The 12,375-nt window shown below is 63.6% G+C and carries 11 protein-coding genes; 6 read left to right on the top strand and 5 right to left on the bottom strand.

Features of this window, described 5'->3' with window-relative positions; genetic code table 11:
- The first annotated feature begins 18 nt into the window (after positions 1-18).
- Both FHS06_RS04505 and FHS06_RS04500 read left to right on the top strand, forming a co-directional pair.
- A complete protein-coding gene (locus tag FHS06_RS04505) occupies positions 19-4,875 on the top strand; it encodes an Lhr family ATP-dependent helicase (protein ID WP_167045985.1) in 4,857 nt (1,618 codons plus the stop codon).
- 24 nt (positions 4,876-4,899) lie between these two features.
- On the top strand, positions 4,900-5,673 hold the full coding sequence (locus tag FHS06_RS04500; protein WP_167045982.1) for a DNA-formamidopyrimidine glycosylase family protein: 774 nt from the start codon (positions 4,900-4,902) through the stop codon (positions 5,671-5,673).
- Positions 5,674-5,684: 11 nt separating this feature from the next.
- Here the strand turns inward: FHS06_RS04500 and FHS06_RS04495 are convergent, their stop codons facing one another.
- Positions 5,685-6,350, bottom strand: coding sequence for a YitT family protein (locus FHS06_RS04495; protein WP_375138712.1), 666 nt, complete (start codon positions 6,348-6,350; stop codon positions 5,685-5,687).
- 213 nt (positions 6,351-6,563) lie between these two features.
- Here FHS06_RS04495 and FHS06_RS04490 point away from each other — a divergent pair, with 213 nt between their 5' ends.
- Positions 6,564-6,971, top strand: a complete 408-nt coding sequence (locus FHS06_RS04490) for a transferase (RefSeq protein ID WP_167045979.1) — start codon at positions 6,564-6,566, stop codon at positions 6,969-6,971.
- 17 nt (positions 6,972-6,988) lie between these two features.
- Here the strand turns inward: FHS06_RS04490 and FHS06_RS04485 are convergent, their stop codons facing one another.
- Positions 6,989-7,387, bottom strand: coding sequence for a DUF1304 domain-containing protein (locus tag FHS06_RS04485; protein ID WP_167045976.1), 399 nt, complete (start codon positions 7,385-7,387; stop codon positions 6,989-6,991).
- 174 nt (positions 7,388-7,561) lie between these two features.
- On the opposite strand from FHS06_RS04485, the gene FHS06_RS04480 reads away from it, so the two are divergent.
- Positions 7,562-8,158: a LysR substrate-binding domain-containing protein gene (locus tag FHS06_RS04480; protein ID WP_167047933.1), complete on the top strand. Its 597-nt coding sequence runs from the start codon at positions 7,562-7,564 to the stop codon at positions 8,156-8,158.
- Positions 8,159-8,178: 20 nt separating this feature from the next.
- The gene (locus FHS06_RS04475; protein WP_167045973.1) at positions 8,179-8,922 is read left to right on the top strand and encodes a glutamine amidotransferase-related protein; all 744 of its coding nucleotides are present in this window, start codon (positions 8,179-8,181) and stop codon (positions 8,920-8,922) included.
- Here FHS06_RS04475 and FHS06_RS04470 read toward each other — a convergent pair.
- Both FHS06_RS04470 and FHS06_RS04465 read right to left on the bottom strand, forming a co-directional pair.
- On the bottom strand, positions 8,919-9,728 hold the full coding sequence (locus FHS06_RS04470; protein ID WP_167045969.1) for a tryptophan-rich sensory protein: 810 nt from the start codon (positions 9,726-9,728) through the stop codon (positions 8,919-8,921). The genes FHS06_RS04475 and FHS06_RS04470 overlap by 4 nt on opposite strands.
- 61 nt (positions 9,729-9,789) lie before the next feature.
- Positions 9,790-10,401, bottom strand: a complete 612-nt coding sequence (locus tag FHS06_RS04465; RefSeq protein WP_167045967.1) for a TetR family transcriptional regulator — start codon at positions 10,399-10,401, stop codon at positions 9,790-9,792.
- Positions 10,402-10,486: 85 nt separating this feature from the next.
- Here FHS06_RS04465 and FHS06_RS04460 point away from each other — a divergent pair, with 85 nt between their 5' ends.
- Positions 10,487-11,248 carry an SDR family NAD(P)-dependent oxidoreductase gene (locus FHS06_RS04460; protein ID WP_167045964.1) on the top strand — a complete coding sequence of 254 codons (762 nt, stop codon included), beginning with the start codon at positions 10,487-10,489 and terminating at the stop codon, positions 11,246-11,248.
- 63 nt (positions 11,249-11,311) lie between these two features.
- Here the strand turns inward: FHS06_RS04460 and FHS06_RS04455 are convergent, their stop codons facing one another.
- Complete coding sequence (locus tag FHS06_RS04455) at positions 11,312-12,358, bottom strand: isopenicillin N synthase family dioxygenase (RefSeq protein ID WP_167045961.1); 1,047 nt, start codon at positions 12,356-12,358, stop codon at positions 11,312-11,314.
- Positions 12,359-12,375: the final 17 nt, after the last annotated feature.

The following is a 12,375-nucleotide window of genomic DNA, read 5'->3' as shown; positions in this document are numbered from 1 at the left end:
AGCGGGGATGATAGGGAGGTGGACGATGTGCTCAGCCGGTTCTCCCCTGCCACGCAGGAGTGGTTTCGTAGCGCCTTCGCCTCACCCACCACCGCGCAAGCCGGTGCGTGGGAAGCAATTTCGGCAGGTCGCAACGCACTCGTGGTGGCACCCACCGGCTCCGGAAAAACACTCTCCGCATTCCTCTGGGCGCTAGACCGCATCTTTCGGGAGAAGGACTCCGCCGAGTCGCAGACAGAGAAAGCGTCTCAGAAGGCCGCGCCCTCACGAAAGAAGCCTGACGAGCCGCCGGCCACCCGCATCCTCTATATCTCGCCACTGAAGGCGCTCGGCGTCGATGTGGAGCGGAATCTCCGATCACCGCTCGTCGGTATCGGGCAGTCTGGTCGCCGCCTCGGTCTCCCTGTGCCGAACGTCACTGTCGGGGTGCGGTCCGGGGACACGACGGCATCCGATCGTCGAAAGCTTGTCACCGCACCGCCCGACATCCTGATCACAACGCCCGAGTCGCTCTACTTGATGCTCACAAGCCAAGCGCGCGAGACTCTGCGCGGCATCCACACCGTGATCATCGACGAGGTGCATGCTGTTGCCGCAACCAAACGAGGCGCCCACCTGGCACTGAGCCTTGAGCGCCTCGACAGTTTGCTGGAAACCCCAGCGCAGCGCATCGGGTTGTCGGCCACTGTGCGACCCATCGATGAGGTAGCCCGCTTTCTCGGGGGTTCGGCACCCGTCGACATCGTCGCCCCGCGCGCGACGAAAACCTTCGACCTCTCAGTTGTCGTTCCGATCGCTGACATGCTGCATCCACCGCCTCCACCGGGGTCTCCCGCGCCAGAACCCGGCGCCGAAGACTGGTTCGCAAACCAAGGCGAGAGCACCGAAATCACGGGCTCGGTGTGGCCACACGTCGAAGAAGCAATTGTCGACCGGGTGATGGCGCACAATTCCACGATCGTGTTCGCAAATTCACGCCGTCTCGCCGAACGCCTCACCGCACGCTTGAACGAAATCGCGAGCGAACGGATGGCGCTCGATCTACCCGAGCCCGCTGTTCCCGCCGCGATCATGGCCCAGGCCGGGGCAACCGCGGGCGCCGCTCCGGTCCTTGCGAAAGCGCACCACGGGTCGGTGTCAAAAGACCAGCGCGCCATCGTTGAAGAAGAACTCAAGTCCGGTGTGCTCCGCTGCGTTGTGGCCACAAGCAGCCTCGAACTCGGCATCGATATGGGCGCCGTCGACCTCGTGATCCAGGTCGAGTCGCCGCCGTCGGCGGCATCGGGCCTCCAACGGGTGGGCCGCGCCGGCCACCAGGTCGGCGAGATCAGCCGCGCAGCTCTGTTTCCCAAGCATCGAGGCGATGTGCTGCACACGGCAATCGTCACCGAGCGGATGCTCGCGGGTCAGATCGAAGCGCTCTCGGTACCCCAAAACCCGCTCGATGTGCTGGCGCAGCAGACGGTGGCGGCATCCGCCATGGATGCGCTCGACGTTGAGGAATGGTTCGACACTGTACGGCGGTCAGCACCATTTCGCACGCTGCCTCGTTCGGCATATGAAGCAACGCTCGACCTGCTCGCGGGCCGATTCCCCTCCGATGAGTTCGCTGAATTGCGCCCGCGGCTCGTGTGGGACCGCGACGCCGGAACCCTGACTGGTCGCCCCGGCGCCCAGCGCATCGCCGTGACGAGTGGCGGCACGATTCCCGACCGTGGTTTGTTCGGTGTGTTCGTGGCGGGCGAAACGCAGAACGCACGTGTCGGCGAACTCGATGAAGAGATGGTCTACGAGTCCCGGGTCGGCGACGTCTTTACGCTCGGCACGACCAGCTGGCGAATAGTCGAAATCACGCACGATCGCGTCAACGTGACGCCCGCGTACGGGCAACCGGGCAAAGTGCCCTTCTGGCACGGTGACGGCATTGGTCGCCCAGCTGAACTCGGCGAAGCACTCGGAAGACTCTCACGCGAACTCGGGTCAGCGTCCAGGCCAAAGGCCGAAGCGCGGCTGCGCGAATCCGGCCTCGACGACAACGCCATCGACAACCTGCTGTCCTACCTCGCCGAGCAAAAAGAGGCCACCGGAAGCCTGCCGACCGACAAAAGCCTCACCGTTGAACGCAGTCGCGACGAGGTAGGCGACTGGCGCGTCATCCTGCATTCCCCTTTCGGCATGCAAGTGCATTCGCCGTGGGCCCTGGCCGTCAACGCACGGCTTCGTGAGCGCCTCGGCGTCGAAGGTTCGGCCGTGGCCAGCGACGACGGCATTATCGCGCGCATTCCGGATGCCGAAGCCGAACCGCCCGGCGCAGAACTCTTCGTGTTCGATCCCGACGAGCTTGAACAGATCGTCACCGACGAGGTCGGTGGCTCGGCTCTTTTCGCGTCTCGCTTCCGCGAGTGCGCCGCTCGCGCGCTCCTCATGCCACGCATGAACCCCACAAAGCGCAGCCCGCTTTGGCAGCAGCGCCAGCGTTCGGCACAGCTACTGCAGGTTGCACGCGGGTATCCGACGTTTCCCGTCATCCTCGAGACCCTTCGCGAGGTGCTGCAAGACGTCTACGATCTGCCTGCGCTGCTACGAATCGCGCGCGGAATCGGCGATCGCCGTATTCGACTCGTCGAGACCACAACGTCGCAGCCATCACCCTTCGCGCGCGACCTGCTGTTCGGATATGTCGGTGCGTTCATGTACGAGGGCGACTCGCCCTTGGCGGAGCGTCGGGCCGCAGCGCTCTCGGTGGACCCGGCGCTACTGAGCGAACTTCTCGGCAAGGTCGAGATGCGCGAGCTGCTCGATCCCGATGTGATCGCACAGTTTGAGCGTGAAGCACAGCGACTCGACCCGTCGCGACATGCCCGAGGCCTCGAGGGTGTCGCCGACCTACTGCGACTGCTCGGCCCTCTGACTGCGACAGAGGTTGCCGCGCGTCTCGAACCTGAGGAAGGCGCCGAGTCCGCGGCGTCCCGAGTCGACAACGTCGACCGAGCGGAGGAGATCAACCCGGCGGAGGAGACGTCGCCCGACATCGCCCCTCCCGCGGGCATATCTCCTCCCGTGGGCACAGGAAAGCCGACGGATGCCGGGGCCCCGAGCCCGGCGCATGTCGCTCTCGCGCAGGCCCACCTCGATGCCCTCGTCACCGCGCGACGCGCGATCGCGGTGAATATCGCTGGCGAATCGAGGGTTGCGGCCATCGAAGATGCCGGGCGTCTCCGCGACGCACTCGGCACGGCGTTGCCCGTTGGGCTGCCGAACGCGTTTCTTGAACCGCTCGCCGATCCGCTGGGTGACCTCGTCGCTCGGCACGCCCGCACGCACGGGCCCTTTCGCGGCACCGACGTAGCGACGCGGTTTGGGCTTGGCGCAGCCGTTGCCCGCCTCACGCTGCAGCGGCTGGAGTCACAGGGCCGACTCACGAGCGGCTTCTTCCTTCCCGAAGGCCGCGGCACTTCCGACTCAGCAAGCGAAGCAGCCGACGACACCGAGTGGTGCGACACCGAAGTACTGCGACGCTTGCGCATGCGCTCGCTCGCTGCCATCCGCGGCAGTGTCGAGCCGGTTTCCCCGGATGCCTTCGCCCGTTTTCTCCCGGTGTGGCAACACGTCACTCGCCCCCTTGAGGGTCTGGACGGCGTCGCTGCGATCATCGAGCAACTTGCCGGCGTGCCACTGCCCGCGAGCGCGTGGGAATCCCTGGTGTTGCCCTCACGTGTGGTCGACTACCGCCCAGCACTGCTCGATGAGCTCACGGCGAGCGGTGAGGTTGTGTGGTCAGGGCACGGTTCGCTTCCTGGGCGAGACGGCTGGGTGGCCCTGCATCCCGCGGATCTGGCTCCGCTGACGCTGACTGTGAGCGACACGGAGTTCGCACCCGAAAGTCTCGAGTCTCGCGTGCTCCAGGCGCTCGGGAACGGCGGCGCATATTTCGCCGCACAGCTGCGCGAAATGACGTATGCCGACAACGAGCAAGCCGTTGTTGAGGCACTCTGGGCTCTCACCTGGGCCGGACGCATCACGAACGACACCTTCGCTCCGGTGCGCACCCTCCTCGGCGGCGGCTCGCAGGCGCACCGTACAGCCCGCCGCACCCCACGCTCGCGCCTTTATCGTGCCGCTCGGCCTGAGTTCGCACGCAACCCGACGCCTCCGCCGCGCCCTCCCTCAATTGGTGGCAGGTGGTCACTGCTGCCGACGCCCGAAGCCGATCCGACGGTTCGGGCAACGACTGCCGCAGGTCTCCTCCTCGATCGCTACGGCGTCGTCACACGCGGTTCGGTGCAATCCGAGGGGCTCCCCGGTGGATTCGCTCAGGCGTACCGCGTGCTGTCTGGCTTCGAAGAAGCGGGGCACTGCCGCCGCGGCTATGTGATCGAAAAACTTGGCGCCGCGCAGTTTGCCGCGTCTGCCACCGTCGATCGGATTCGCGAATTCGCGGGCCTCAGCGATCCCCCTCCGTACCGCGCTGTGACACTTGCGGCAACCGACCCCGCGAACCCCTACGGCGCAGCCCTGCAGTGGCCAGGCATCGAAGGGGTCTCACATCGGCCCGGGCGAAAGGCCGGCGGGGTGGTCAGCATCGTCGACGGCGCCCTCACGCTGTACTTCGAGCGCGGCGGCAAGACAGCACTCGCGTTTAGCGATGACCCGCAGCAGCTGGCCGCGGCATCCCGTCAGTTGGTTGAGACTTCGCGCGCTCACCACCTCGAAACCATCACTGTCGAGCAGGTCAACGGTGTGTTCGTTTTGGGCACGCCGGTGGGGGCGGCGCTTCGCGATGCGGGGTTCGTCGAAACCCCGCGCGGACTCACACTGCGCCGCCTCACCGCGGGCGACACCGCACGCGCAACAGCCGGGCGCTCGCGTGCCTGAAGGTAACCATGCCTGAAGGCGACTATGCCTGAGGGCGACACAGTATTTCGGGCTGCGGCGCGCCTCCAGACGGCGCTCCACGGCCAAGAAGTGACGCGCTTTGACCTCCGCGTACCGCAGCTCGCAACGTTTGACCTCACCGGCCAGGTTGTGCACGGTGTCGTCCCCCGCGGGAAACACCTCTTGATGCGGATCGGCGAGTACACGCTCCACTCTCATCTCAAGATGGAGGGTGAGTGGCACGTGTACCGGCCGGGTGAGAAGTGGCGCGCGCCGGCATTCAAAGCGCGCGCAATCGTGGGTACCTCACAAGCTCTGGCTGTCGGTTTCGACCTCGCCATGATCGATGTGGTTGCCACGCGCGACGAGGGCGAACTGGTTGACTACCTCGGTCCTGATCCCCTGCGCGAAGACTGGAACCTGGCGGAGGCTACCCGGCGGCTGAGCGCCGACTCACGTCCGATTCATGTCGCGCTCCTCGACCAGCGCAATGTCGCCGGATTCGGAAACGAATACGCGAACGAGATTCTGTTCGTCCGCGGTATCCTGCCTGCGACCCCCGCGCCCGACACGGATGCCGCGGCCATCCTCGACGTGGGGGTTCGAATGATCCGGGCGAACCGTGATCGTTCCGCTCGCACGTTCACCGGAGACAGCCGTCGCGGCCGCAGCACGTGGGTGTACGGGCGAGAAAATCGATCGTGCCGTCGCTGCGGCACTCGTATTCTCAGCGCTGAGCTCGGGGCGAACGCCACATCGACACGCAACGTGTTTTGGTGCCCACGCTGCCAGACATAGCTGCCGTCGGCTCAATGGCCGATGTAGCGACCGGGCCGGTGGTTGAGAGCGAGCACAACGTTCAGCAGCACAGCACCCGCGGCGCTCAGCAGCACATTCGGCCATGGCACAACAATGAGCGCAGCAGCGATGATCACGACATCAAACGCCAACTGAGTCCAGCCTGCGCGGAATCCGGTTTTTTCTTGCACCAACAGCGCAATGATGTTGATGCCGCCGAGGCTTGCCCGGTGACGGAACAAAATTAAAAGGCCGACGCCGGCAAAGAGATTGCCCGCGAAGGTGCAGAAGATCGGGTTGATGTCGCCGAGTGGCACGAGCACAGGGTTGACGGCCGAAAAAAGAGATACCAGCGCGATTGAGATCACCGTGCGGACGGTGAAGCTGACACCTTTCTTCCACAGGGCCAGGGCCGCGAAGGGGAGATTGACCACGCCGAAGATGAGCCAGAACGGCCACGACGTCGCGAAATCAACGAGCAGCGCAAGTCCAGCGGTACCACCCGTGACAGAGCCGCTCGACTGCAGCAGGTAGATGCCGAATGCCGCCGCGAACGTGCCCGTGAGAATCCCGAGCGCATCTTCGAACCAACTGTGAGCCATAGTGCGCTCGTCGAATACGAGCGTGGGCGAGGTCGCTGGATCAGCGGTGTGTTCGGCGTTAGTCACGGGGTCTATCGTGCCACTGGTGGCCGCTCTCGCTTCACGCGTTCGCCGTACTGCCAGCTAAGCGATCACTCCATATGACACCCTGGCGAGTCGACGGCGGTCTGTCGCAATCCGATTCGGCGTTCACAACGAACAACCAGCAACGATCGGGAATGAATCCGACAGACTCCCGGTTTCTGCATGTGATAACTCGGCAAGGAATGAGAGCCGGAGGAGGGCAACGTGGGTAAGAACTACGTCGACATTGAGAACGAACGTGGCGAGACGCTGCGTTACCGCAAGCACTCGAACGGTCGCGGCCTGATTGCGCATGGCGCCAAAGTGCACGCGAGCGCGATGATTGAAGCGGGTGCCTACATCGAGCCGGGGGCCCATGTGGGTGCCGGAGCACGAATCGGACACGGAGTGTGGGTCGAACACGACGCCACGATCGGTCCCGACGTGCTGATCGCACCCCACGCGCATATTGCGTCGCAGGCTGCCATCGGCGCTGGAGCGAAAATCGGGGTGCGCACCTATATCGGCGAACGCGCGCAGGTAGCGATTGGTTCGCTCATCGGCGACGACGAGACGATCCAAGACGGCGAGCACGTCGCAACCGACCGACGAGGGCTACGCCTCGCAGCGTAGTTATTATTACTAGCGCTCTACGCGAAGAGAAAGAGCACGAAGCCGATTATCGGTAGTGTTCCCTGCGTGAGCGCGGGTCGAAGGTTGCGGATCCCCGTCGATAGCAACACGAGGGATGCCGCTCCCATGGATCCGAGCGAGAAGAGTACGAGGGTGCGGCCGGCAACATCGGCGGCAGTGGCATTGTCTCCGATCCAGAACAGCACGAGCCCTAGGGCCGCGCCGATCGCCAAGAAGAGGTTGTAGAAGCCCTGATTGTAGGCCATGCCTTTCGTGATCTCCGCCGTCTCCGCATCGGCAAGCCCGAAGCGCCGGTACACCTTCGGCTGAGTCCACTGCACGCTTTCCATCACGAAGATATAGCCGTGAAGAAGTGCCGCGAGCGCGGCGAAGACTGTTGCGATGATGGCGAGCATGATTTGACGATAGCGCGCAGGTACGCTGAACCAGTGGCCAACGGACGTAAACACGCAGGCGGCGGGCGGGGAAAGCTCCCTCGCAAGCCCCGCGTCGGGCGCACCCCGGTACCGGCCCGAAGCCAAGTAAAGCGGGCCCCAAAGCCAGCGCCGGAGCCTGATGCTTCCCCCGAGGTGGTGGGTCGTTTTCGGCTCGGCGTGGTGCCTGGAACTACGCCCGGCAAGTGGATCGATGCGTGGAAAGAGCGGATGCCTCGCGCTCCGCTTGAGCTCGTACCTATTGCTGTGTCCGACCAACGTGCTGCGCTCGACGAGAATCGAGTCGATGCGGCGCTCGTGCGTCTTCCACTTTCGGCCGACGGCTTGCACCTCGTTTCTCTCTACGAGGAGGTAGCGGTCGTCGTAACATCGGTCGACTCATCGCTCACCGCCGCTGATGAGCTTGAGATCTCAGATCTTTCCGGTGAAGTGCACGTCGTGCCAGAAGATGACACCCTCGTGCTTCAGATCCCGGGTGCACACGCTCCTCGCTTTGCACCACCGACAACAACTGAGGATGCGGTGGCAACGGTTGCGGCAGGCGTGGGTTTTCTCGTGGTGCCGATGTCGATCGCGCGGCTCTATCACCGCAAGGACCTCGCATCCCGCCCGCTTCTTGGCGCCGGAACGTCGACTGTCGCCCTCGCGTGGAACGCCGACGCCACCACTCCCGCTATCGAAGCGTTCGTTGGCATCGTGCGCGGCCGCACCGCGAACTCGTCGCGCGCATAACCCCGGCTAGGCTTTTCGGCATGACTCGCGCACTCCTCTACGTCTGTGTGCGCCCGCAACGTGACGCCGCAGACGGTGAATACGAATCATTTCGTCTCGCGATGGGCCTTGAGCGCTCCCAACTTGCCCGTCACGATCTCGTCGAAGCACCGCTTCCGTCGGGAGTCTTCGAGAACTACAGCGGCTTCATCGTGGGCGGGAGCCCGTTCAACGTTGCCGACCCCGAATCGTCGAAGCCCGCCGCACAGCTGCAGGTCGAAGCAGGATTGGAAGAGATTGCCGCAGAGGCTGCGGCCCAGAGGACAAGCGCGATGTTCACCTGCTTCGGCATCGGGATCGTGGCTAGGATGCTCGGCACCGCCGTCTCTCGCGCCTACCCTGAAGACACCGGGCCAACGACGGTCACACTCACCGCAGACGGAGGTGCCGATCAACTCACCGGGGTGATGAGTCCGACCTTCACTGCGTTCACAGCGCACAAAGAGGGAGCAGCCGAACTCCCAGAAGGCACGATCCAGCTCGCGACCAACGATGACTGTCCCGTGCAGGCTTTCCGGCTCGGCGACCGACTGTACGCGACGCAGTTTCACCCCGAACCGACACCGCACGCATTCACCGAGCGCATGACGATCTACCGTGATGGCGGCTATTTCGACTCCCGCGACTACGACGCAGTCGCAGCACGTGTGCTCGCGGCATCCGTTACCGAACCGCCGCGACTGCTACGTGCATTCGCGCTGATGTGCGCGAAGAACGATCGCTAGGCAGTCTGACGAAGAATCTTCGCTGTCGTTCCGACGACGGGCACCACGAGCACGATGATGGCCACGACAAACGCTGTGACACCGATCGCGAAACTCGTGGGTTCACCGGTGAGCCGCCCGACGCCCAGCCATGAGAGACCCCATGTGAGCGCGAGCGCGGGCGCAATCCGCCACCGACTTGCCGCTGCGATCCCGATGCCGACAATGGCGACAACGACGAGAACAGCAATGCCCCAGAACGTCGCGTTTTCTTCGGCACTGGCCGGTAGATTTTGCGTGAGCCACGCGGTGATGTTCGCGACGGTGGCAAGCGACACCCACCCAAGGTGAAGCCCGGTCGACCCGTCGATGAAGAGACGGTCGCCCCACGTCTCAGACGGCATCTTCACGGTACGACGGAACGTGATCGCCAGCGCGACGAGCAACAGCACAATCACGACGGCTGTCATGATGAGCGTCAAGAACTGAGCCGTCAGCAGCCAAAAGCCGTTCAGCACCATCGTGAGGGCTATCCACCAACCGATAGCGCGCTGGCGTGGGCGTGAGCGCTGACCCGGAAGCGCCTGCCAGACAGCGAAAGCGATCAGGAGGACGTAGATCGCGCTCCAGATCGAAAATGCCGACGAAGCGGGAGCAAGATAGGACCCATCTGAGTCGAGGGCCCCACCCTGCAAATCCTGCACTGCAGTGCCGCCAAAGGCTCCCACGCCGACCGCTGCGGCGATCAGCATGAATGTCGTCGCCGAAAGCACGGCGATCTGGCGGACGATATCGCGGTGGCCAGCAGACGTATCGGTGGTGCTCATGCCCTCTACCGTACGGAGATATACCCGAAAACGCTCGACCTTGACAAGGCCACTGCGCACACTATGACTCGAAGAACGTGGAGCTGAGTGCCGCGAGCGCCTCGTCGATAACGTCGTCGGGCTTCATGTTCTCGCCATTGTGCGCCCACCACGCGAGCGCAGCGTAGGTGGCACCCTCGATCGCGGCAACGAGCGCCAGCACTCGAACACTCCCTACAGGTTGCGAAAGAGCCGCAGCGATGTGAGCTGCGAGATGAGCCCGCGTCATCGCGCGAAGATCGGAACCCCACGCGTATACGACGGGGTTGTCGCTGATGAGGCGCAAGCGAAGCCTGGTGATGTCGGCGGTTTCGTCGAGCGGCGCTATCGACGCCGCGTACGCGACCCTGATGCGCGTAAGCACACCGCCTTCGCGCGCATCGAGGTTGTTGTAGGCGACTTCAAAGCGCGCATCCGCCTCAGTCGCACCCGACCACACGAGTGCAGCCTTCGATGGGAAAAGCCGAAAGAGTGTGCGGCGACTGACCCCCGCAGCGGCCGCGATTTCGTCCATCGTGACGTCGGCGACTCCGCGCTCTTCGAAAAGACGGAGCGCTATCAATGCGATAGCTTCTGGCTCCGCCTGCGCCGGGCGCCCTCGCCCCCGCTGAGGTGTCGCGCTGGTGTTGATCACACATCTAGTATCCCGATACTTTTATGACACTGAGTGCTAAAATTGTGAGTTCAGAGAAATTCCTCCCGAAAGGAGCAATGGAGCTATGACTTCTACCGCCATTACTGGTCGCTTTGAAGGAAAGACCGCAGTTGTCACGGGCGCAGGTTCAGGCATCGGCAAGTCGATCACCGAACGCCTCATCGCAGAGGGCGCGATCGTCGTCGCCACCGATATTTCTACGGAACGCCTCGAGGCTCTCGTCACCGCACTGGCATCCGATCGGCTTCGTACCGTCAGTGGCGACGTCGCCGCCGCCGAAACGATCGCCGCCATTCTGGAAGCCGCGGATGGAGTTGTCGATGCACTTGCAAACAATGCCGGCATCATGGATGCGTTCCTTCCCACAGCAGAAATCACCGATGAGATGTGGGACCGCGTCATGAACGTCAACGTGACGGCGCCCATGCGTCTCACGCGTGCTGTACTCCCCGGCATGATCGAGCGCGGACACGGCACCATTGTCAACACGGCAAGCGAAGCCGGAATTCGCGCCGGTGCCTCCGGCACCGCCTACGCCGCTTCTAAGCACGCCGTCATCGGTCTCACGAAGAGCACAGCCTTCTTCTACGGCCCCAAGGGCGTGCGTACCAACGCCGTCGCTCCGGGTGCCGTCAAGACCAACATCGAAGCGCCTTTCCATTCCGCGTGGGCGGGCGAGCGTCTCGGCCCCATCATGGGCACAACGGTTCCCGCACCCGCCGAGCCTGACGAACTTGCCTCGGCGATCACGTGGCTTTTGAGCGATGACTCGGCCAACGTCAACGGCGCCATCTTGATGTCTGATGGCGGCTGGTCCACCGTCTGATCTCTCAACAAATGCGGCGTCTGGCGTGAGCCAGACGCCGCATTTTTCGCCGTTCGACGCGTACTAGTAGCGCTGACTTGCGAGCACGCGGGCAGACTCGCGCTCGGCAGACTCGTTTTTCTTTCCGGCACGGGAGCCAGCAAGCTTCGCGGCGATGTGCTCGCCGATCGTGACCGGCTCGTAGAGGTCAGGATGCTCCGCATCAATACACGAGGGCAGCGTCGAGATCGTGGCATCCACATTGCCGTCGTGGAAGAACGCTACCGACCGACGTCGCTCGATCGTGCCGTCGATGACGGGCGGCTTCACCCGGTGGAGCGTCGACATCCACTGCTCATTGGTCCACCGGCCTGTCACATCTCCGAGGTTGATGAGCAGCGCGTTGTCAGCCGGCTGCACATCATTCCACGAGCCATCCGTACCGAGAACCTGGAGACCAGCCACCTGGTCGGCCCACAGGATCGTCACGATGCCATAGTCGGTGTGCTCCCCCATCCCGATGAGATCTCCGTCGAGCTTCACATCGGTACCCGGCGGGAGCGCATAGTTGTTCATTCGCATGACGTCGAGTGAGTGGTCGGTGACGTTCGCAAAGAAGTCGGCGGGGAGGCCCAGAGCGTCAGAGAAGATGCGTGTCATCGCGCGCGCGACACGGGCAGCTTCGCCGAAATAGGTCTGCACCTGCTCTTCGAAGCCATCGACATCCGGCCACACATTGGGGGCGTAATCGGGCTGAGGAAGCTCCGCCATATGGGGATACTCTGCTTCACCCGCACCAATGTTGAATGCCTCGAAGAAGTCGTTCATACGGTTGGCAGACTCGACGCCGAGCGAAAGGCTCAGCGATTCGGACTTGGGCGGACTGTAGCCGCGGTTGATTGATGGCGGCGTGCGGTAAGTCTTCTTCTCTTCGAGCCCCAACGCGAAGAACTCATCGACAGCATCGGTGAGACCGGCAATGACCTCATCGGGGATGCCGTGACCTGTGATCTGGATGAAGCCCACCTCGCGGCAGGCGGCATCAATCTGCCGCGCAACCTCGGCGCGGTCTTCGGGTGATCCGTCGCGCACGTAGGGCGTGATGTCGACGAGTGGAACGTTGAATGTCATAGCTACTCCTTGGCAGG

Source organism: Microbacterium halimionae, assembly GCF_011761265.1.
In the GTDB taxonomy this organism is placed as follows: domain Bacteria; phylum Actinomycetota; class Actinomycetes; order Actinomycetales; family Microbacteriaceae; genus Microbacterium; species Microbacterium halimionae.
This window is presented reverse-complemented; position numbering and strand designations above follow the sequence as displayed.

Excerpts from the sequence above, each read along its gene's own strand:
- FHS06_RS04500 (WP_167045982.1), top strand. The coding sequence starts at position 4,900 with ATGCCTGAGGGCGACACAGTATTTCGGGCTGCGGCGCGCCTCCAGACG.
- FHS06_RS04485 (WP_167045976.1), bottom strand. The coding sequence starts at position 7,387 with ATGCTCGCCATCATCGCAACAGTCTTCGCCGCGCTCGCGGCACTTCTT.
- FHS06_RS04475 (WP_167045973.1), top strand. The coding sequence starts at position 8,179 with ATGACTCGCGCACTCCTCTACGTCTGTGTGCGCCCGCAACGTGACGCC.
- FHS06_RS04470 (WP_167045969.1), bottom strand. The coding sequence starts at position 9,728 with ATGAGCACCACCGATACGTCTGCTGGCCACCGCGATATCGTCCGCCAG.
- FHS06_RS04460 (WP_167045964.1), top strand. The coding sequence starts at position 10,487 with ATGACTTCTACCGCCATTACTGGTCGCTTTGAAGGAAAGACCGCAGTT.
- FHS06_RS04455 (WP_167045961.1), bottom strand. The coding sequence starts at position 12,358 with ATGACATTCAACGTTCCACTCGTCGACATCACGCCCTACGTGCGCGAC.